The organism is Longispora urticae (assembly GCF_053902585.1).
On sequence record NZ_JAQZSH010000019.1, the window covers coordinates 93282 to 113936 of the forward strand.

The window sequence follows — 20655 nt, forward strand, 5'->3', positions numbered from 1 at the left end:
CCGGACGGCCGACCGGCGTCGGCTACGCGGGGCGCAGTACCCGGCCGCGGCGTTCGTCGGTGAAGGTGCCGTCGTCGATGACCACGTGGCCGGCGAGCACCACGAACCGCATGCCGCCCGGGGTCACGTCCGGCCGGGCGTAGCTGCCGCCGTGCCCGATCTCGTCCGGGTCGAACACGGCAAGATCGGCGACCGCGCCGGGGCCGAGGAAACCCCGCCCGACCAGCCCGAACTGGTCCGCCGTCGCCGACGTGCACTTGCGAACCGCCTCCGGCCAGTCGACGACGCCCAGGTCGCGAACGTAGGTGCCGAGGAAGCGCGGGAAGCAGCCCCAGGTGCGGAGATGCTGGAGTCCGACGGGTACGCCGTTGTCGGAGCCGATCGCCACCAGCGGGTCGGCCATCAGTTCCCGGACGTCCCGCTCGGCCATCAGGGTGACGACCATGCCGGTGCCCGGGTCGGCGAGGACCAGGTCGCAGAGCGTCTCCCAGGCGTCGCCGGCCCCGGTGACCTCGGCCAGGGTGCGGCCGGTGTGCGGGCCGCCGGTGAGCAGCACGTCCCCGGGTTCGGTGAGGTCGAACAGACCGCCGGCCGCGCGCAGGGCCGCCCGGGTGGCCGGGTCCCGGAGCCGCGCGCACAGAGCCCCGGTGCCGCCCTCGTGCGCGGCGGCGGGCAGGAGCGCGCCGAGGAAGGTTCCGCCCGCCCGGTACGGGTAGAGGTCGCCCCGCACGTCGACTCCGGCGGCCCGGGCGGCGCGCAGCCGGTCGAGGAGCGCGCCGGCGGTGCCGTGGTTCGGCCGGCCCGCGATCTTGCAGTGCGACACCTGGAGCCGGACCCGGGCGTCCCGGGCGATCGTGACCGCCTCGTCGACGGCGGCCAGGAGGTCGTTGTCCTCGTTGCGCAGGTGGGTGGCGTACGGCAGGTTCCAGCGGTGCGCGACCCGGGCCAGGGCGGTCAGTTCGGCGGTGTCGGCGTAGCAGCCGGGCGGGTAGATGAGCCCGCTGGACAGGCCGATCGCGCCGGCCCCGAACGCCTCGGCGGCCAGGCGCGCCATGTGCTCGGCGGCGCCGGGGCGCAGGGCGCGGTCCATGCCGTTGGCGGTGAGCCGCAGGGTGTTGTGGCCGACGAGGGCCGCGACGTGGTTGGTGGGGCGGGCGTCGGCGACGGCCGCGAGGTACTCCGCGAAGGTGCGGGCCTCCACCGGGATACCGGCGCTGATGTCGGCGAACAGCACCGACGCCTCCCGGGCGGCCTCGGCGGACAGCGGCGCGAAGGAGTAGCCGCAGTTGCCGACGATCTCGGTGGTGACGCCCTGGCGCAGCTTGAACGGCTGCGGGTCGGCCATCAACGGCACCATGTCGGAGTGGGCGTGCGGGTCGAGGAAGCCGGGGGTGACGAGGAGCCCGGTGACGTCGACGGTCCGGCGGGCCGGGCCCAGGTCGGCGCCGACGGCGGTGACGGTGCCGCCGGTGACCGCGACGTCGGCGGTGACGGCGGGCGAGCCGAGTCCGTCGTGGACGGTGCCACCCCGCAGCAACAGGTCGATCATCGGTTCTCCCGGTGCAGGCGGATCTGGAGGGCCACGGCGAGGCGCGCCTCCGGGTCGGTCAGGTCGAGCCCCGCGACCTCGGCGAGCCGGCGCAGCCGGTACCGGAACGTGTTCGGGTGCACGTGCACGGCGTCGGCGGCGGCCCGGGTGTCACCGAACGCGTCGAGGTACGCCGCCAGGGTGCGGGCCAGGTCCGCGTCGTGGGCGGCGTCGTAGGCGAGGAGCCGCTGGTAGGGGCCGTCCGGGGGCGGGTCGGCGGCGGTCAGGTCCCCGAGGTGCAGCAGCAGGGACGCGAAGTGGGTGTCGGCGCGGCCCGCGACGGTGCCGGTCGCGCCCCGGGAGCGCAGGACGCGCAGGACGCGGTCGGCGTCGGCCCGGGAGCGGGCGATGTCGGGCAGCCCGGTGACCGCCCGGCCGACGCCGACGATGGCCGTGCTCAGCGGGCCGGTCCGTTCGAGGAGGTTGGCGGCGACCCGGACCGCCCGGGACTCGTCGGCGCCGTCGGGCAGGGGCAGGACCGCGTACGCCGTGCGGCCGATCCCGGCGGCGGCCGTGCGCGGGTGCACCGCGGCCAGGTGCAGGCCCAGGGCGTCGGAGAGGCGTTGGCGCTGGAGTTCGACGGCGAGCGGGTCTCCCCCGTCGGCGTCGGCCATCTCGGCGGCGAGGACGCAGAGCGGGCCGGTGGCGATGCCGAGCCGGCCGGCCGCGTCGGCGGCGTCGGCCCCGCCGGCCAGTACGGTGCTGAGCAGGTCGGTGCGGACCCGGCGCCGGGCGTCGGCCCCGGCCCGGCGGCGCAGCAGGTGCAGGGCGACCACGCCGGCCGCGTCCCGCAGCGCCCGCTCGGCGGACTCGGACAGCGGTGCGCGCGCCGTGATCCACACGGAGCCGAGGAGCTCGTCGCCGGCCCGGACGGCGATCGCGACCCGGGGCAGGATGTCGGCGCCGAGGTCGATCCACACCGGACCGCGGGCGGAGTAGAGGCGGTGGAAGTAGCCGCCCTCGTCGAGGAGGCGGCGGTAGCGTTCGGGCACCTGGCGGCCGAGGACGGTCTCCACCCGGGGCGGGTCGGCCTCCTCCTGGCGGGCGGAGAAGGCCAGGACCCGGGAGGAGCGGTCCTCGATCGTGACCGGCGCGTCCAGGAGCGCCCCGATCGCGTTGGCGACGGCGAACAGGTCCCCGTCCGCGTCGTCCCCGAGGCCGGCCGCGTCCTCGTCGAGCAGGGCGCGCAGCAGGGCGGCGACCTGGGCCCAGGCGGCGCCGGCGGTCAGGCTGAGCAGGGTGACCCCGGACTCGCGGGCGGCGGCGCGGATCCCGTCGGTGACCTCGACGGGGCCCTTCACGACGAGGGCGGCGGCGCGGGCCCGGCCGAGCTGGCCGAGCAGCGCCGTCACGGCCACCGGGCCGCGCACCCCGACCCCGAGGAGCAGGCCGCCGGCGGTGGTGACCGGTTCGTCGTACGCGTCGTGGATTACCACGCCGGTGACCTCGGTGTCCAGGTCACCGGCGGGCGCGGCGACGTCCAGCACGGTCGATCCCAGGTCGATCAGGATCCGGCGCAGACTACAGCTCATCTCCGCACCCTACGCGCGCTCCCTTGGTGCTCAGACACCAAAATCACCCCTTCAGTTGGTGCTCGGGGACAGGAACTCGGTGCCGATGGTGACGTCGTCCAGCGCGTCCCGGTCGGGGACGACGCCGAGGCCGGGGCCGGTGGGCACCCGCACGTGGCCGGCGTCGAGGGTGAACGGCGCGGTGATGTCCCGCGCGTAGTACCGGTCGGAGGCGGAGGTGTCCCCCGGCAGTACGAAGCCGGGCAGGGCGGCCAGGGCGATGTTCGCGGCGCGCCCGAGGCCGGTCTCCAGCATCCCGCCGCACCAGACGGGTACCCCGTGGGCGGCGCACACGTCGTGCACGCGCCGGGCCTCCAGGTACCCGCCGACCCTTCCGGGTTTGATGTTGACCACCGAGCAGGCGCCGAGCGCGATGGCGTCGGCGGCGGCCCGCGCGGACGTGATCGACTCGTCCAGACACACGGGGGTACTGATCAGCCGGGCCAGCGCCGCGTGCCCGCGCAGGTCGTCCTCCGGGAGGGGCTGCTCGATCAGGAGCAGCCCGAACGGGTCGAGCCGAGCCAGGTGCCGGGCGTCGGCGAGCGTGTAGGCGGTGTTCGCGTCGACCTGCAACGCGAGGTCGTCCCCGAACCGCTCGCGCACGGCCCGGACGGGTTCGACGTCCCACCCCGGCTGGATCTTGAGCTTGATCCGGGGGTAGCCGGCCGCCACGTAGCCGGTGACCGCGTCGAGCAGGGCGGGGACCGAGTCCATGATGCCGACGGAGACGCCCGCCGGCACGCTCGGCCGGACCGCGCCCAGGAACTGGCCGAAGGACAGCCCCGCCGCCCGCAACTGCGCGTCGAGGACGGCCATCTCCACGGCGGCCTTGGCCATCGGGTGCCCCTTGACCGGGGCGAACGCCGGCCCGACCGCGTGCGCGTCGAGCGCGGGGGCCGCGTGCAGGGCCGGGAGCAGGAAGCGGCGGATCACCTCGGCGGCACCCGAGACGTGCTCGGACGAGTACAGCGGCTCGGTCATGGCCACGCACTCGCCCCAGCCCTCGGCGTCCGGGGTGACGACCCGGACCAGCAGGGCCTCGCGGCTGGTGGACACCCCGAACGAGGTCCGGAACGGCGCGACCAGCGGCATCCGGATCCGGCGGAGTTCGACGCCCTCGATCTTCACGACTTCTCCAGGAGGTAGTGGCCCCGTCGGGTCAGGCCGGTGATCACGTAACCGCCGTCGAGCGCGCCGAGGAGCGCCGTGCGCAGGGCCGCCCGCCAGCGGTGGGCGGCGGCCGGGTCGGTGGCCCGCAGAGCGAGGACATCGACGGGTACGGCCACCGTGAGCCGGGGCGCGTCCCCCGGGATCAGGGTGCCGTCCTCGTCGAGCAGCACCTCCGCCCCGTCGTCGGACACCTCGGCCGGGGTGCCGGCGGCCGCGAGCACGACGCGCGGGGCGGTGAGGTCCCACGCGACGTACAGCCGGTCGGAGGCGTCGCCCGCGTTGACCCCGTCGGTCATCGGCCCGTAGAACTCGGGCAGGTACCGCACCGGGAGCGCCCCGAGCTTGCGCAGGTTGAACGACGCGTTCGAGCGGATCAGCGGGTCGAAGGTCCAGTACACCCGGCTGATGCCCCGGGCCAGCGCCCAGGAACGTTGGTGCTGCTTGAGCGCGTACCCGACCGAGGCCCCGCGCCGGGCGGCGGCGACCCCGGCGATGTGCGCGTGCAGGTGGCCGCCCGCGCCGAGGAAGCCGACGGCCGCCCCGACGAGTTCGGTGCCCTCGTAGGCGCCGGCCACGTAGCCGCCCGAGTAGCCGACGGCCCGCAGCAGCGCCGGATCCACGACGGGCGCCCGCCAGATGCTCCCGAGCAGGTGGGTCGCCTCGCGTTGGGCGGCCGGGTCGGCGAGTTCCTCGATCCGCATCAGCGGACCTTCGGGGTGGCCCGCATGCCCGCGTGCAGGGCGGGGGTGCCGTCGGGCAGCCGGTAGAAGGTGAGCGCGAACCAGGTCGGGTCGCCCGGGAACCGGCCCACGAAAGCCCCTGCACCGACGGGCACGACCTCTTCGACGCGCACGCTCGGGGACATCGCCGCCATCGCGCCGGTGGTCTCCGACAACACGCTCAGGGCCCCGTTCTCCAGGGTGACGGTCAGCCGGGCGCCGGCCCGCTCGTACACGCCGACATGGGTTTCCAGGTCCACCGTGGGGGGTGCCGTCGGCGGCTCGGGGCGCGGGCGGACCCGCAGGTCGCACACGTCCGCGAACAGGGTGGTGAACACGGCCTGCTGGAAGGCCGCCGACTGTCCGCCGTTGGTCACCAGGCACGCGACGACCCCGGCGTCCGGGACCGCGTACAGCCGGGCGTACTGGCCGATCGTGGCGCCGCTGTGGCCGATGACCTCCCGGCCGTCCCAGGTGTCCAGCATCCAGCCCAGCCCCCAGGAACCGGTGTTGCCGTGCTCGGGGATCTCCGCCTGCGGCACCCGCATCGCGGCCGGCCCCTTCTCCAGCTGCCACCGGCCGAACGCCACCACGTCGGCGGCCCGGGCGCAGATCAGACCGGCGGGGCCGGCCGAGCGCGGCGGGGCCCACACCGGCGCCGGCCGGCCGTCCAGGTGCCCGACGGCGGCCCGGAACAGCAGCGCCTCCTCCGGCAGGGTGACGGTGTGGGTGAGGCCCAGCGGGTCGATCAGGCGCTCGCGGAGGGCCGCGTCCCAGGTCTGGCCGGTCAGATGCTCGATCAGCCGGCCCAGGACGATGTACCCGGAGTTGCAGTAGGACAGGGTCGCGCCCGGCGGGTGGATCTGGGCCACGTCGGCGCAGGTGGCGACGTACCGCTCGACGCACCCGTCGCCGCGCCCGGTGTCCACGAAATGGTCCCCGTCGATCCCGGACGTGTGGGTCAGCAGCTGGCGGACCGTGACCGCGGCCGTCGCGTCGGGATCGGCGACCCGGAACTCCGGCAGCACCTCCCGCACCGGCTGGTCGAGGCGCACCCGGCCCTCCTCGACCAGCTGCATCACGAGGGTGGCCGTCCACACCTTGGTGATCGAGCCGATCTGGAAGAGGGAGTCGGTGGTGGTCGGCACGCCGGTGGCCGTGTTCAGCACCCCGGTGGCGTACTCGTGCGTCTTCGTCCCGTCGTGGAACGCGAGGACCGCGCCGGGGACCTGGTACTGGCGGGCCAGGTCGTCGAGGAGGAGCTGGGTGTCGTCCATCGCCCGACCTTAGAACCCGGGAGTGCCCCCGCGCGTGGTCCGGCGGCACCAGTCGGGGCCGGGTGGTTGGTGGCGGCGGACAGGGGGGTTCCGGGCCGGCGCCGGGGCCGCGGCGGGCGGGTGCGCCGGGCGGGTGCGCCGGGCGGGGTGCCGGCGCGTCCGGGCCGTTCGCCGGACCCTTCCTACCGGTCGGGTGGCCGGTGCTGACCGAACCGCCGAGCGGACAGGCCGCGTCGCGAGCGACAATTGATGATCTGATAGTGAAGAGGAGGTGACGTTAGGTGATGGAGAAGATCGAAGCCCCGCCGACGGTCACCGAGATCGGCAAACTGATCCGCGACGGCCGGTCCACCGCCGCCGCCGCGCTGGCCGAGCGGGGCGCCGCCCTGGCCACCGACCCGGTCGACCGCGTCCGGATGAGCGTGATCCAACTCGCGGCCCTGATCAACCTCGGCCGGATCGACGAGTGCCCGCCGGTCCTGGACCGGGTGCACGCCGCGCTCGCCGAATGCGACGAACCCGCACTCCGGGGCGAGTTCCACGCCCTCGCCGCCAACGTCGCCCTGCACCAGGGCTCCCTCGGCCGGTGCATGAACCACCTCGCCCAGGGCACCCGCGCCCTCGAACAGGCCCGCACCCCCGACTTCCAGGCCTCCGTCGCCTGGCTCGACCTGGCGGTCACCTACTCCTGCGCCGGCTTCCCCCAACTGGCCGTCGAGACCCAGCAACGCTGCCACGAGGTGGTCCTCGCCGCCGGCCTGGACCCGGTCGACTTCGCGCACCCCGAGATCCGGGTCCGCTACGCCGTGTCCCTCGACCACCAGGGCGACACCGACGGCTGCGCCCGGGTCCTCCGCGACCTGGTGCGCACGCTCGGCCCCGGCACCGTGTCGGCGTTCGAACTGCGCTACCTGGGGTACGCGGCCGCCCGGCTCGCCGCACTCGGCGACCCGCCCGCCACCGACCCACGGGCGCTCCTGCTCGTGGACCTCGAACCGTACGAGGAGTGCGTCGAACTGCGCCAGCTCGGCGAGGCGTGCCTGGCCATCGGGCGGGGCGAACCCGACCTCGCCCTGCGGCTGCTCGACGATGCCACCGACGCCTACTGCATGCTCGGCGGTGCCGAGGCGCCCCGGCTGCGGTCCCTCGCCCACACGGCGCGCGGGGACCACGCCGCCGCCCTGGCCGCCGAGCGGGTGGTGGCCTGCAAGCTCGCCCGGAGCACCGGCCGGATGGTCAACATGTTCCTCGAGGGCATCACGGCGCGCCTCGACCACGACGAGCTGCGCGGCAGTGTCACCCGGTACGCCGACGAGGCGCACACCGACGCGCTGACCGGCCTGCCGAACCGCCGGCACCTGGAGCGGTACGTGGCCGACCTGACCGGGCACGGCACGTACGGCACGATCGGGGTCGCCGACCTCGACGGGTTCAAGGCCGTCAACACGGTGCACGGGCACCTCGCCGGCGACGTGGTCCTCCAACAGGTCGCCGCCATTCTCACCCGGACACTGCGGGGCGGGGACTTCCTCGCCCGGTACGGGGGCGACGAGTTCGTGCTCGTCCTGCCCGACACCCGGCTCGGCGAGGCCGACGAGGTGTGCGACCGGCTGGCCAGGGCGGTCGCGGCGCACGACTGGGCGGGCGTCGTCCCGGGTACGCCGGTGACGCTGACGATCGGACTGGCCGAACTCGACAGCCGCACCGAACTCACCCGGGCCTTCGAGGTCGCCGATCTCGCGATGCTGCACGCGAAGTCCGGCTGAGGGCGCGCGGACGCGGCGGGCACCGCGCCCGGGAGTGGCACCCGGGTCCGGTGCGCCGGTCCGCCGGTTCGCCGGTTCGCCGGTTCGCCGGTTCGCCGGTTCGCCGAGCCTTGGGGCGCTCTCAGCTAATCTCGGGGACATCCCCGGCGGGAGCGTCGAACCGCTCCGCGCGGCGGCCCGAGCACCCGGGGAGGACCATGGACGTCGTCGAGTACGCGGTCGGCACCCCCTTCGAGGGCGTCCTGGTCGAGCCGGTGGGCGGCAGCCCGGCGGGCGTACTGGTGCTGGCCGGTTCGAGCGGCCGCGTCGACTCCGAACGCTGCCGCGTCCTCGCCCGCGAGGGGCTGACCGCCCTGTCGATCCGCTGGTTCGGCGGCGGGGGCCAACCTCCGGGGATCTGTGAGCTTCCACTGGAGACCTTCGTGGCGGCCGTCGACCTGTTGCGGGCCAGGGGTGCGGAGCGGATCGGCGCGCTCGGCGTGTCCAAGGGCGCCGAGGCCGTCCTGCTGCTGGCGGTCCGGGATCCGCGCGTCCAGGCGGTGGTGGCCCTGTCCCCCACCTCCGTGGCCTGGGCGAATGTGGGGCCCGGAGCCGACGGGGTCACGTACCCGTATCGATCTTCCTGGACCTGGCGGGGTGAGCCCGTTCCGTTCGTCCCCTACGACGAGGACTGGGGCTCGGGCGGGGCACCGGTCGCCTACCGGGCGCACTACGAGGCCAGCCTCCGGACCTTTCCGGAGGCGGCGCGCGCGGCGGTGATCCCGATCGAGGAGTCGGCCGCCGAAATCGTGCTGGTCGCGGGTGGGGACGATCAGATGTGGCCGTCGGTCGTCTTCGCGCGGGAGCTGGCCGCGCGGCGCGCGTCGGCGGGGCGGCCGGCCAGGTCGGTCACCTCACCCGACGCCGGGCACCGCGTTCGCCTGCCGGGGGAAGGGCCGTCGGGTCCCCCGGGCCGGTTCGTCTACGGCGGGACGGCGGAGGCCGACGCCGCCCTGGGCGCCGAGGCGTGGCCGGTCATCCTCGCCGCACTCGGCGGGCCGCGGCCTCCCCGGAGTGGCAGGCAAACTAATTAGCTGCCATACTATGTTCATGGTGAACGAGGATCCGGCCATCGACACCCCGAGTCTGGACCAGGCCGCGCGCCAGCTCCGCCGGTACGGTCTCGACGTCGACCCCCAGGCGGTCCTGGTGGCGGTGCGGCTGATGGCGGCCGGGGCCAGGCTCGGCCAGGCCGCGGAGGTGCACTTCGCGCGGTTCGACCTGTCCTCGGGCCGGTACCGGCTGCTCGCCGACCTCGAGGACCACGGTGGCGAGAAGTCCCCGTCGGACCTGGCGGCGAGCATGGGCGTGTCCCGGGCGACGGTGACGGGGCTGGTGGACCGCCTCGAACGCGACGGCCTGGTGCTGCGGAGGTCCTCCGCCGAGGACGGGCGGTCCGCCGTCGTCGTGCTCACCGCCCGGGGCGCGCAGAAGCTCCGCGACCTGGCCGGCGAGCACTTCGGACGCCTGGAGGCCATGGTCTCGGGGCTGAGCGCGCGGGAGCGGACGGTGTTCCTGGAGCTGCTCGGCAGGGTCACCCGGGGCGTCGCGGCGCTGACCGAGGACTAGTACCACCCGTTCCGTCAGGGTTCTTCTCCACGCAACCATCCGACCGCGCCCGCACTGCGACCATATAGTTAGCCAGCTAATTATCTCCAGGGGGTCACCTTGAGCACCACCACAGCGTCACCGGCCACCGCCCGGCGCCCGCGGTCCCGACCGCGACGGTTCGTCCTGTGGCGCGAGGTCCTCGTCGCCTACCTGTCCCCGGCGGTGATGGCCGGCGCCGGGGGCCTGATCACCGGGCAGGGCGACCTGCTGCTGGCCGCGTTCACGTCGATCGCCGGCACCTCGGCCGTCGTCGCGGCCCTGGTCGGCCTCTGGTTGCAACGCCGGGGCGTCCGGCGCCCCTGGACCACCACGGCCCCCCGGCCGGTACTGGTGGTCTGGTTCGTCGCCGTCGCGGCCACCGTCGCGGGCCTGCTCGCGTGGGGCGCCCTGACCTGGCTGCCGGACGGGTTCGGGCCCCTCGACGGACCGCTGCCGGCACGCGTCCAGTGGGACCTGCCGTTGTCCGCCGCGGTCGCCGCGACCGTCATCCCCTGGCGGTGGCGCGGAGCACGACGCCGTGCCGAACTGGCGGGCCCGACGCCCGGCGCCTGACCCGCGGCCACGCCCATTCCACCGACGGCCGGACCCAACCCGGCCGCGGTACCACCTCCTGCGGCGCTATCGCCGCACCAACCCGAAGGGCACACGATGATCGTCATCATGGGAGCGTCCGGATCCACCGGCAGCGCACTCCTGGCCAGGCTCACCACCCTCGGCGTCCCGTCGCGGGCGGTGACCCGCGACCCCGACACCCTGCGGGCCCGCCTCGACGGCCTCCCCGACGGCCCGGTCGAGATCCGCGCCGCCGACGCCGGGGACCCCGACTCGCTGCGGGTCGCGTTCAAGGGCGCCGAGCAGCTGTTCCTGACCATGGCCAACAGTCCCGCGCAGGTGGGACTCGAGACCCGGATCATCGACATCGCCGCCGAAGCCGGCATCGGACACGTGGTGAAACTCTCCGCCCCGGCGGTCGGGCCCGCGTCACCGGTGCGGTTCTCCCGCTGGCACCACACCATCGAGGAACACCTCCGGGCGTCCGGCCTCGCGCACACGGTGCTGCGGCCGTACGCGTTCCTGCAGAAACTCCCCCACCTCGCGCCCACCATCACCGCACAGGACGTCATCCTCGGCGCGATGGGCGACGCGGCCTGCACCTATGTCGACTGCCGCGACATCGCCGACGTCGCCGCCGCCGTCCTCACCGGTCCGGAGTTCGTGGGCGGGTCCCACACGCTGACGGGTGACCGGACCTACACGTACCCGCAGCTCGCCGAGGTGTTCAGCTCCCTGCTCGGCCGACCGGTCCGCTACGTGGACCTGCCGCCCGACGCGATGCGCCGCAACCTCGTCGACCACGCCGGCATGCCCGACTGGCTCGCCGCCCACGTCGTCGAGATCCAGCAACTCGCCGTCACCTGGCCGGAGACGCCCACCGACACCGTCGCGCGGATCCTCGGCCGGCCGCCCCGGTCGTTGACCGCCTACCTGCGCGAGAACCTGCACCAGTTCCGGTAGCCGGCGGGGCCGGCCCGAGACACGTCGGGCCGGCCCCTGCCCCGGGAAGACGGCTCCGGTCCTCCGAACACCATGATTCTGAAGAAAAGCCCCAGTTCAGACGGGGCAGTGCCGTCGGCCGGCCGCGTACATAATGAAGGCCCCTTCCGAGCATGGAGCCTTCGTGACCGACCCCTCGCACAGTCCTGAGAACCACGTCGCCCCCGAGGGCCGGGCAACGCCCGAGGTTCCGGCCCCGTCCGGGGACCCCGGGTCGCAGGGCGGTTCCGGGACGCCCGGGTGGCAGGGCGCTCCACCCGCGCCCGAGGGCCAGTGGACGGTCCCCGGGTTCGTCCCCGAGGCCGCGGACGACCCGCTGGTCAACCCGCCGCACACCGGCATCGACGGCTGGTTCCGCCGGATCGCCGCGATGTTCAAGCGCAGCTGGACGTCGCTGCTGGCCATCTTCGCGATCACCCAGATCCTGCCGATCCTGGCGACCGCGGGGATCGGGATCGTGTTCGCCGTCGCGCTGCTGGACCTGCCGGCCTTCGGCGGTGGACACCCCGTGGACGGTGAGCTCGACGACGACCGGTTCCTGTCCACCCTGCTGCCCATGCTCGGCGTCGTCCTGATCGTGATCCTCGTCCTCACCGTGCTCCGGTCGGCGGGTTACGCCGCCGCGACCTACGCGGCCACCCGCCAGGCGGGCGGGATCCCGGTGCGGCTCGGCGAGGCCCTGTCCTACGGCTTCCGCCGTTGCCTCGGCCTGTTCGGCTGGCAGGTCGTCGTCGCACTGCTCACGGCGCTCGGGGTCCTGGCCTGCATCCTGCCCGGCATCTACGTCTACGCGGCGACCGCCCTCGTCGGCCCGATCTTCCTGTTCGAGCGCGGCGGCAGCCCGATCAACCGGTCGTTCAGCATCTTCAACAACAACCTGGGTCGGATCCTGGGCCGGCTGGCCCTGCTCCTCGTCGCCACGGTCGCGGTCAGCTTCGCCGGCAACGTCTTCGACCAGATCGGCGCGGCGGCCGGCGACGTCACCCACGACGCGTCCGCGATCATCACCGCGGGGGCGATCTCCGCGCTCCTCGGCCTGCTGCTGGAGCTTCCGCTGGCGATGCTCACCTTCGCGGGCATCCTGCTGACCTACACCGAACAGCGCGGCTACGAGGGCGCCACCACGGCGACCCTGATCGAGGAACTCAACTGAGTCCGGCCGACACGCGACCGCCCGTTTCGTACCCACCCCACAAAGGAAGAATCCATGCGTGCATCCATGTCCCCCGTGCTCGTCCGTCGTGTCGCGGCCGTCTCCCTAGCCGGCCTGGTCGGGCTCGGCCTGCTGTCCGGGTGCGGAGGCTCGGACAACAAGTCGGACAAGCCCGAGGTCAAGACCTCCACGACGGGTACGCCCGGCGCGGCGTCGACCACCGGCGCCCCGGCCGCCGGCTCGGCGGCCAAGCTCGGCTCCCCGGTGGAGGTGACCGTCGGCTCCACGAAGCTCAAGGTCACCGTCAGTGACGTCAAGCCGGAGAACGCCCCCACCGAGGAGCCGTTCAAGTCCAAGGGCAAGAAGTACGCCACCGCCAAGGTCGAGATCGAGCACGTCAGCGGCCCGACCCTCGAGATCGACGCCAACGCGCTGTTCCAGCTGGCGACGGCCGACCAGCAGTTCAAGGCCGACCTGCTCGGCAGCCTGGCCTTCGCCGGCGCGCTGGAGGACGGCCCCCTGGAGGCGGGCAAGAAGGTCTCCGGCCTCGTGGTGTTCGGCGCCGAGGCGGCCAAGGTCACCGGTGCCAAGATCCAGATCCTGGACGGGGAGAAGGCCGTCGGGACCTGGGCGGTCTGACCACCCCGCGGTCGACGTCCTGGAAGTCGGTACCCACCGGCTTCCAGGACGTTCCCGTCTGGTCCTCGCGGCACCGGGGTGAATCCCGCTGGCTGTGCGCCTCCGCCCCCGGCAGACTGGCGCCATGGACCTGTCCAGCTACGCGGCCGTGATCAGTGAGCGGCACGAACTGCACCCGCACGGCGAACGCGTTCTCCGACAGGGACAGTTCCACGACGTGGTGCTGACCGCGGACACCGTGTACCGCTTTCCGCGCACCGAGGCGGCCAGGATCCTGCTCCCCCACCGCTCACGGGTGCTGACGGCACTGGCCGGGGCCGGTCCGGACTTCGCCGTGCCGGTACCGCTGGCGCCGGTCGATCCCGACGAGCCCGTCGGCCGGTGCTACCTGGCGACCACCCGGGTGCCGGGTCAGCCCCTGGGCCCCGGCCACGGCCACCACCGGACGGGTATCGAACTCGGCAGGGTCCTCGCCGCGCTGTCCAGGCTCACCCCGCGGCTGGCCGGGACCGTCGACGCCTGTCTGCCCGACCGGTGGGCGCGCTTCGCCGCCGAGGTCGAGGCGGAACTGTTCGGCCTCATGTCCGCAGCCGGCCGCCGGCGTGCCCGGCAGCAGCTCGACGCCGTCGTGGCCCTGCCCGCGCCGCGGGCTCCCGTCCTGGTCCACGGTGACCTCGGCGGCGACAACCTGCTGTGGGAACCCGGGCCGCCGGTGGGACTGACCGGCGTCGTCGACTGGGACGGGCTGCACCTCGGCAGTCCCGCCGACGACGTGGCGTCCATCGCCGCGACCTACGGCTGGGCCGTCGCCACCGAGGCGGCCGAACAGGCCGGCTGCCCGACCGGGACGCTCCGGAGCGCCCAGCTCGTCCAGGCGGCCTTCGCCCTCCAACAGGCGCTGCCGGCCGCGCGCAGCGGGGACACCGCCAACCTCGACGACGGGCTCCTCGGCTACCGGTGACCACGGGCCCGCGCGGCCGCGGAGCCGAGGGGCCTGTGGGGCCTGTGGGGCTCGGAGGCTGCGGGGCCGCGGCGTTCGGGCTGCTGGCCGGCGGCGCTCCCGGGCTGCCGGACTCCCGGACTCCCGGGCTGCTGGGCTGCTGGGCTGCTGGGCTGCTGATGGAGGCGATCAGACAAGAAGGATGACGCGCCTGGTCAGCAAGGGCCACCGCGTCCGTGGGAGCGGGATTTTCCGTTGACCCCGTGTTTAGGGTGCATGTATGTGCATTGAAAACGACGCCTCCGTGCCCACCGACGCCGAGCCGCTGATCGAGCTCACGTCCGCCGACGGCTCCCGCTTCGGTGCCTACCTGGCCACCGCGTCCGAGCCCACCGGCGCGCGGCTGGTACTGCTCCCGGACGTCGGCGGGATGCGCTCCCCGTTCCGCGAGCTGGCCCGCCGGTTCGCCCGCACCGGAGCGGACGTGCTGGTCATCGACTACTACGGCCGGACGCTGGGGCCGGCCGCCCGGGGCGAGGAGTACGACAAGAAGGTCAGTGAGGGTTTTGACCGCGAGCTCGTGCTGCAGGACATCGCGGCGGCCGTGGCCCATCTGCGCGCGTCCGGCGACGGACCGGTGTACGCGGCGGGCTTCTGCATCGGCGGCGCCAACGCGCTGTACGCGGGCACCGCGGACCTCGGCCTGGCCGGTGTGATCGGCATCTGCCCGTACGTGGGGGCGATGGGCGCGTCGGCGGCGCTCCCCGAGGACTTCGCGTCCGGGATCCGGGTGCCGGTGCTGGGCGTGTTCGGTGGCGCCGACACCGAGGTGCCCAGCTCGGTACACGAGAACCTCGGACGGGACCTGACGGCCGCGGCCGTACCCCACGAGATCGCGGTCTTCGACGGGCAGCCGCACGGCTTCATCGAGTGGGACCACTTCGGGCGGGACGGGCACGCCGAGGCCGCCGCCGACGCGTGGGCCCGGATCGGCGCGTTCCTGCGTTAGACCGGAAACGCGCCCGGGTCGAGCGGTCCCGACGCGGAGGGAGTCGCGCCTCGCCGGTCGGGCGCGGGGCCGGCCTCGGGCACGGGGTCGGCGTCGCTGTGCCGACCGCGCCCGGAGCGCGCCGACCCCGGCCACGTGGGCGGTGCCGGCCCCGGTCGGGTCGCCGGCGACCGGGGGCGGTTAGTGCCCCTGGCCTGGGGTTTCGACCCGATCGGGCGCGACTTGTCGTACCCGGCGGGCAAGATGGTCGACATGGAGAAGATCACCACCTCGTTCAAGATCTGTGTGGACTGCGCCGACCCGCACCTGCTCGCCGCGTTCTGGTCCGCCGCCCTCGGCTACGAGATCGAGGACCACTCGCCCCTGATCCGCCAGCTGCTCGACGCCGGCGCGGTCAGCCCCGACGAGGTGGTCGAGGTCGACGGCCGTCCGGCCTTCCGTGCGGCCGCCGCGATCCGTGACCCGGCCGTCGCCGCCCCCGCGGTGGGGCAGGGCGGCCGGGTGCTGTTCCAGGTCGTCCCGGAGTCGAAGTCGGTGAAGAACCGGCTGCATCTGGACCTGCACGTGCCCGACCAGGCGGCGACTGTCGCCCGGCTGGTGGAGCTGGGCGGGTCCGTGACGGGGCACGGTGAGCAGGGCGGGCATGGGTGGACGGTGATGGCCGACCCGGAGGGCAACGAGTTCTGCGTCGTGTAGGGGGTCCGTGCCACGGTCGGGGTGACCGGGTCGTCCCGGCGGTGTGGTCGGCGTTGGCTGTGCCGTCCCGGCGGAGCGGTCGCCGTGACCGGGAGGTCCTCGCGGAACGTCAACCTGACCGGGTCGTCCCGGTGGGCGGTCGGCGTTGGCTGCGCCGTCCCGGTGCAGCGGTCGGCGTGGCCGGGAGGTCCTCGCAGAACGTCGGCGTGACCGGGTCGTCTCGGCGGAATGGTCCGCGTTGGATGTGCCGTCCCGGCGAAGCGGTCGGCGTGATCGGGCCGTCCGGTCAGCGCCGCCGTTGTTGACGGTGCCGTCCCGGCGGCGCCGTCGGTGCTGGACGTGCCGTCCCCGGGGGTCAGTGGGGCTCGTCCCGGAGCAGGTGCAGGACGGCGGTCTCGCGTCGGAGCCAGCGGGGCGCGGCCCCTCCCCCCGCCAGTAGGGCGGAGTTCACCCCGATCGCCTCGTCGAGGTCCACCCAGGTCGGCGCCAGGCCGAGTTCCCGCTCGTCGTCCTCCAGCTGTTGCGCGCCGAGCTCGTCGGCGATCTCGCACCTCAGGTACCAGGACGTGTTGGTGAACAGGTCGTAGCCGACTTCCTTGGCCACGGCGTATTCCACGACCCGGCCGAAGGGGTCGCCTACGGCCAGGACCCGTGCGCCGCACTCCTCCGCCAGTTCCCGGCGCAGCGCCTCCGGGACGGACTCGCCCTGCTCGACCCCGCCGCCCGGGAACTTGTAGTCACCGTTGCGGGAGGACACCATCAGCAGCCGGCCGCCGCGTCGGACGATCCCGCGCGCCGAGGAACGTCCGACGGTCCGTCCGGACCGGAGCAGGTTGTCACCATGGGTGATCTCCGCGAGCAGGCGACCATGCATACACGGGAGCCTATCCGTCGTGGCACTCCGGCGGCGGGCCCGCCCTGCGTGCCCGGGACTCGTCTCCAGGTCCGGGCGGCGGGCTCCAGGTTCCGGACCCGGGCTTTGGGCTATGAACCTGGGCTACGGACTCCGGCTCCCCGACTCCCAGCTCCGAGCTCCGAGCTCCGAGCGCCGGGCTCCCGACTCCCGGCTCCGGCTCCAGCTCCCAGCTCCGATCTGCGGGCTCCGGGTCGCGGACTCCGCCTCCCGCCTCCCGGCTCCGAGCTTCGAGCGCCGGGCTCCCGACTCCCGGCTCCGGCTCCGGCTCCGGGCTCCGAGCCGCGGACCCCGGCTCGCGGCTCCGGACTCCCGGCTCCGGGCTCCGGGCTCCAGGCTCCGGGCTCCGGGCCGCGGACTCCGGCTCCCAGCTCCCGACTGCGGGCCCCCGCCCCCAGGCTTCGGGGTTCGGGCTGTGCCGACCCGGTACCCGGATGACGTTTGTGCTTCGGGGTTGGACCTGGTCAGGCGCGGAGGAGGTCCAGGAGGAGGGGTAGGCGTTGGTCGCGGAGGTCCGGGCGGAGCCGGGCGGCGCGGGTGAGGGTGGCGAGCCCGTGCAGGGCGCTCCAGCCGACCTCGGTCAGCACGTCCACGTCCCGGCCGCCGGCGTGCACCGCGAAGGCCGCGCGCAGTTCCCCGAACGCCGCCCGCAGCGGGCTGGGCGCCTCGGGGGTGCCGAACGGCAGGTCGGACGCGAGGGTGAACATGGCGTCGTAGAGTGCCGGCTGCTCGTCGGCGAACGTGAGGTAGGCCGCGGAGACGGCGCCGAGCTGGTCGGCGTCCGCCCGGCCCTCCCTGGCCGACCGCAGCACGGCCAGGAGTTCCGTGAACCCCTGGAGGGCGACGGCGTCGATGATGGCGCCCTTGTCGGCGAAGTGGCTGTAGAGCACCGGCTGGCTGTACTCGATCCGGTCGGCGAGCCGGCGGGTGGTCACGGCGTCCCAGCCCTCGGCGTCGGCCAGTTCCCGGGCCGAACTGATGATCAGCTGGTGGCGCTGGGCGCGCTCGCGTTCGCGACGCTGCTGGGCGGGTGTGGTCATGGAAAGAATCCTAGCACCGCTAGCCAAGGGAGCATGGCTAATGCTAGCGTCGCACCAGTTGCTAGCACCGCTAGATTCTGGAGCAGTCATGAAGCGCCTCGCCACCGGTCTCGCCGTCCTCGGCGCCCTGTTCATCCTCTACATCGGCATCAGCTACCTGCTGAACCCGGTCGGGACCGCCGCCGGGTTCGGGGTGCCGACCTGGCCGACCCATGACGGCACGGCCTTCCTGGCCGTCAAGGGAGTCCGCGACATCGCCAGCGGGCTGGTCATCCTCGCCCTGCTGGTCACCGGGCACCGCCGGGCGCTGGGCTGGGCGATGCTCGCGCTGACGTTCGTCCCCGCCGGCGACATGGTGATCGTGCTCAGCGAGGGCGGGTCGCGCGCCGTCGCCCTCGGCATCCACGGCCTGACCGCCGTCGCGGTGGCCGCCACCGCCGGCCTGCTGCTCCGCGAGCCCACCACCAAGAAGGAGATCTGACGTGTACGTCCTCAGCCAGCTCATCGCCGTCATCGCGGTACTGTCCGCCGGCGCCATCTACGGCACCGACATGCTCGGCGCCCTCGTCATGCGCCCCACCTGGGCGAAGGTCGACGACCGCACCCTCACCGCGGTAGCCGGCCACTCGCACTACTACGGCGACCGGCGGTTCCCGGTCCCCGGCATCCTCAGCATCGTCGCCACCGTGCTGGCCACCGCGGCGTCGGCGTTCGCGGGACGGTGGCCGGCCTTCGCGGCGGGCGCGGTGGCCACCGTCGCGCTGCTCACCTGGCTCGCGGTCTACAAACTCGTCAACGAGCCGATCAACCGGCAGTTCACCGCCGCGGTCCGGGAGGACCGGGTACCCGTCGACGCGCGTGCGCTGCAGACCCGCTGGGACAGCGTGATCGTGCTCCGGGTCGTCCTGCAGGGAGTCGCGCTCGCCGGGCTGTGCGCTGTGCTCGCGCTGCCGTGACCGGAGGGGCCGGAGGAGCCGGAGGGGCCGGTGGTCAGGGTCGGGCCGGGTCACCGTCGAGCGACCGGCGCCGACCACGCGACCGCCCCGGCGGGCCGGGAGCCCGAGTGCCCCACGGTCTAGCGGCTGGCGGCTCGCGGCTCCGTGGCTCAGCGGCCCACGGACGCGGTGGCCCGACGGCTCCGTGGCCCAGCCCGGCAGCCCGGCGCCTCGACGCCAACGACCTGGCGGCCCTGTCAGGACGCGGTGACAGAGGCCGTGTCAGGCTCGCGACAGGGTGGTGTCAGGCCGGCTGCCGATAGTTGGCCGCATGCCAACACCAGCGATCGCGGTCTCAGGACTGCGCAAGGTCTACGGGGACAAGGTCGTGCTCGACGGCATCGACCTGGAAGTCCCCGCGGGCACCATCTTCTCCCTGCTCGGCCCGAACGGGGCGGGCAAGACGACGACGGTCAACGTGCTGAGCACGTTGATGCGGGCCGACGGCGGGACGGTCCGCGTCGCCGGCCACGACGTGGCCACCGAGGCCCGGGCGGTGCGCGCGGCGATCGGGGTCACCGGCCAGTTCGCGGCGGTGGACGAGCTGCTGACGGGACGCGAGAACCTGCAGCTCATGGTGGACCTCAACGGGGTCCCCGCCGCCAGGGGCAAGCGGATCGTCACGGAGCTGCTCGAACGCTTCGACCTGACGGAGTCGGCGCGGAAGCCCTCGTCGACGTACTCCGGGGGCATGCGCCGCAAGCTCGACCTGGCCATGACGCTCGTCGGCGACCCGCGGATCATCTTCCTGGACGAGCCGACCACGGGCCTGGACCCGCGCAGCCGGCGCACGATGTGGTCGATCATCCGCGAACTGGTGGCCGACGGGGTGACCATCTTCCTCACCACCCAGTACCTGGAGGAGGCCGACCAGCTCGCCGACCGGGTCGCGGTGCTCGACCAGGGCCGGCTCGTCGCCCAGGGCACCCCCACCGAGCTCAAGCGCCAGATCCCCGGCACCCACGTCCGGCTCCTGTTCACCGCCGTACCCGAACTCGACGCGGCCGCCCGGCTGTTCCCCGGTGCCACCCGCGACGACGAGGCGCTGACCCTGCGGATCCCCAGCGACGGCGGCACGCGGTCGCTCCGGGCCCTGCTGGACCGGCTCGACGAGCACGCCCTCAGCGCCGAGGAGTTCTCCGTGCACACCCCCGACCTCGACGACGTCTTCCTCGCCCTGACGGGCCACACCACGGAGGCCACGACATGAGCGCCAAGTCCCCGTCGATGGTGATGCTGCGACGCAACGTCAAACACATCGCCCGGAACCCGACCTCGGTGTTCAACGCGGTCCTGATGCCGATCGTCATCATGCTGATGTTCGTGTACATGATGGGCGACGCCTTCGACGTCGGCGTCGACTACATCGACTACGCGACGCCCGGACTGATCCTGCTGGCGGTCTGCTACGGGCTGGGAGCCACCGCGACCTCGGTGAACTCCGACATGACCAAGGGCATCATCAACCGGTTCAAGGTCATGGACGTCTCCCGGGGCGCGGTGCTGACGGGCCACGTCGTCGCCAGTGTGCTGACCAACCTGATCGCCATCGCGGCACTCGTCGGGGTGGCGTTCCTGCTCGGGTTCAGCCCGTCGGCGGGTCTCCTCGACTGGCTCGGCGTGGCCGGCATCGTCGTACTGCTCGGATTCGCCGCCGGCTGGCTCACGGTCGCCCTGGGCCTGGCGGCGAAGTCCCCGGAGACGGCGGGGCTGTCCTCCATACCGCTGGTGATGCTGCCGTTCTTCAGCAGCGCGATCGTGCCGGCGGAGAAGATGGGGCCGGGTCTGCGGGAGTTCGCGGAGTACCAGCCCTTCACGCCGATCATCGAGACCATGCGCGGGCTGCTCAACGGGGCGCCGGACACGGGGGACGCGATCGCCGCCCTCGCGTGGTGCGTCGGGATCGCGCTCGTCGGGTACCTGTGGGCGCGGTCCACGTTCAACAGGCGGGCCTGAGCTCCCGAGCGCGTCACGG

The 20655-nt window shown here is 73.8% G+C and carries 21 protein-coding genes; 14 read left to right on the top strand and 7 right to left on the bottom strand.

The window, feature by feature from the left end; all coding sequences use genetic code 11:
- Positions 1 to 22 precede the first annotated feature (22 nt).
- From PT931_RS09810 to PT931_RS09830, 5 genes are read right to left on the bottom strand one after another with little or no spacing between them, the layout of a single operon-like run.
- On the bottom strand, positions 23 to 1549 hold the full coding sequence (locus PT931_RS09810) for an N-acyl-D-amino-acid deacylase family protein (RefSeq protein ID WP_456245390.1): 1527 nt from the start codon (positions 1547 to 1549) through the stop codon (positions 23 to 25).
- Positions 1546 to 3120, bottom strand: coding sequence for a helix-turn-helix domain-containing protein (locus PT931_RS09815; protein WP_456245391.1), 1575 nt, complete (start codon positions 3118 to 3120; stop codon positions 1546 to 1548). Before PT931_RS09815 ends, PT931_RS09810 begins: the two co-directional genes overlap by 4 nt.
- 51 nt (positions 3121 to 3171) lie before the next feature.
- A complete protein-coding gene (menC, locus tag PT931_RS09820) occupies positions 3172 to 4287 on the bottom strand; it encodes an o-succinylbenzoate synthase (RefSeq protein ID WP_456245392.1) in 1116 nt (371 codons plus the stop codon).
- A complete protein-coding gene (locus PT931_RS09825; protein WP_456245393.1) occupies positions 4284 to 5030 on the bottom strand; it encodes a GNAT family N-acetyltransferase in 747 nt (248 codons plus the stop codon). The genes menC and PT931_RS09825 overlap by 4 nt, the downstream gene beginning before the upstream one ends.
- Positions 5030 to 6325, bottom strand: coding sequence for a serine hydrolase domain-containing protein (locus tag PT931_RS09830; protein WP_456245394.1), 1296 nt, complete (start codon positions 6323 to 6325; stop codon positions 5030 to 5032). Before PT931_RS09830 ends, PT931_RS09825 begins: the two co-directional genes overlap by 1 nt.
- Positions 6326 to 6609: 284 nt before the next feature.
- Here PT931_RS09830 and PT931_RS09835 point away from each other — a divergent pair, with 284 nt between their 5' ends.
- The 10 genes from PT931_RS09835 to PT931_RS09880 all read left to right on the top strand — a co-directional run bounded on the left by PT931_RS09835 (position 6610) and on the right by PT931_RS09880 (position 15732).
- Positions 6610 to 8091 (top strand): diguanylate cyclase domain-containing protein, encoded by a 1482-nt coding sequence (locus PT931_RS09835; RefSeq protein WP_456245395.1) that lies wholly within the window; start codon positions 6610 to 6612, stop codon positions 8089 to 8091.
- Between the two features lie 197 nt (positions 8092 to 8288).
- Complete coding sequence (locus PT931_RS09840; RefSeq protein WP_456245396.1) at positions 8289 to 9164, top strand: acyl-CoA thioester hydrolase/BAAT C-terminal domain-containing protein; 876 nt, start codon at positions 8289 to 8291, stop codon at positions 9162 to 9164.
- Between the two features lie 16 nt (positions 9165 to 9180).
- On the top strand, positions 9181 to 9699 hold the full coding sequence (locus PT931_RS09845) for a MarR family winged helix-turn-helix transcriptional regulator (protein WP_456245397.1): 519 nt from the start codon (positions 9181 to 9183) through the stop codon (positions 9697 to 9699).
- 99 nt (positions 9700 to 9798) lie between these two features.
- Positions 9799 to 10293 carry a hypothetical protein gene (locus PT931_RS09850; protein WP_456245398.1) on the top strand — a complete coding sequence of 165 codons (495 nt, stop codon included), beginning with the start codon at positions 9799 to 9801 and terminating at the stop codon, positions 10291 to 10293.
- Positions 10294 to 10389: 96 nt separating this feature from the next.
- Entirely contained in the window at positions 10390 to 11256 is an 867-nt protein-coding gene (locus tag PT931_RS09855; RefSeq protein WP_456245399.1) for an SDR family oxidoreductase, read from the top strand.
- A 163-nt stretch (positions 11257 to 11419) separates the two neighbouring features.
- On the top strand, positions 11420 to 12448 hold the full coding sequence (locus PT931_RS09860; protein ID WP_456245400.1) for a hypothetical protein: 1029 nt from the start codon (positions 11420 to 11422) through the stop codon (positions 12446 to 12448).
- Between the two features lie 54 nt (positions 12449 to 12502).
- Complete coding sequence (locus PT931_RS09865; protein WP_456245401.1) at positions 12503 to 13087, top strand: DUF4352 domain-containing protein; 585 nt, start codon at positions 12503 to 12505, stop codon at positions 13085 to 13087.
- A gap of 124 nt (positions 13088 to 13211) precedes the next feature.
- Positions 13212 to 14048, top strand: coding sequence for a phosphotransferase family protein (locus PT931_RS09870; RefSeq protein ID WP_456245402.1), 837 nt, complete (start codon positions 13212 to 13214; stop codon positions 14046 to 14048).
- Positions 14049 to 14307: 259 nt separating this feature from the next.
- Positions 14308 to 15036, top strand: a complete 729-nt coding sequence (locus PT931_RS09875; protein ID WP_456245403.1) for a dienelactone hydrolase family protein — start codon at positions 14308 to 14310, stop codon at positions 15034 to 15036.
- Between the two features lie 261 nt (positions 15037 to 15297).
- Positions 15298 to 15732: a VOC family protein gene (locus PT931_RS09880; protein ID WP_456245466.1), complete on the top strand. Its 435-nt coding sequence runs from the start codon at positions 15298 to 15300 to the stop codon at positions 15730 to 15732.
- Between the two features lie 355 nt (positions 15733 to 16087).
- Here the strand turns inward: PT931_RS09880 and PT931_RS09885 are convergent, their stop codons facing one another.
- Positions 16088 to 16606, bottom strand: coding sequence for an NUDIX domain-containing protein (locus PT931_RS09885; RefSeq protein WP_456245404.1), 519 nt, complete (start codon positions 16604 to 16606; stop codon positions 16088 to 16090).
- 503 nt (positions 16607 to 17109) lie between these two features.
- Complete coding sequence (locus tag PT931_RS09890) at positions 17110 to 17685, bottom strand: TetR/AcrR family transcriptional regulator (RefSeq protein WP_456245405.1); 576 nt, start codon at positions 17683 to 17685, stop codon at positions 17110 to 17112.
- Positions 17686 to 17773: 88 nt separating this feature from the next.
- Between PT931_RS09890 and PT931_RS09895 the strand changes: the two genes are divergently transcribed.
- The 4 genes from PT931_RS09895 to PT931_RS09910 all read left to right on the top strand — a co-directional run bounded on the left by PT931_RS09895 (position 17774) and on the right by PT931_RS09910 (position 20636).
- Entirely contained in the window at positions 17774 to 18166 is a 393-nt protein-coding gene (locus tag PT931_RS09895; protein ID WP_456245406.1) for a DUF4267 domain-containing protein, read from the top strand.
- Position 18167: 1 nt separating this feature from the next.
- A complete protein-coding gene (locus PT931_RS09900) occupies positions 18168 to 18641 on the top strand; it encodes a DUF1772 domain-containing protein (protein WP_456245407.1) in 474 nt (157 codons plus the stop codon).
- 310 nt (positions 18642 to 18951) lie between these two features.
- The gene (locus PT931_RS09905; RefSeq protein WP_456245408.1) at positions 18952 to 19890 is read left to right on the top strand and encodes an ATP-binding cassette domain-containing protein; all 939 of its coding nucleotides are present in this window, start codon (positions 18952 to 18954) and stop codon (positions 19888 to 19890) included.
- A complete protein-coding gene (locus PT931_RS09910) occupies positions 19887 to 20636 on the top strand; it encodes an ABC transporter permease (protein ID WP_456245409.1) in 750 nt (249 codons plus the stop codon). Before PT931_RS09905 ends, PT931_RS09910 begins: the two co-directional genes overlap by 4 nt.
- Positions 20637 to 20655 lie beyond the last annotated feature (19 nt).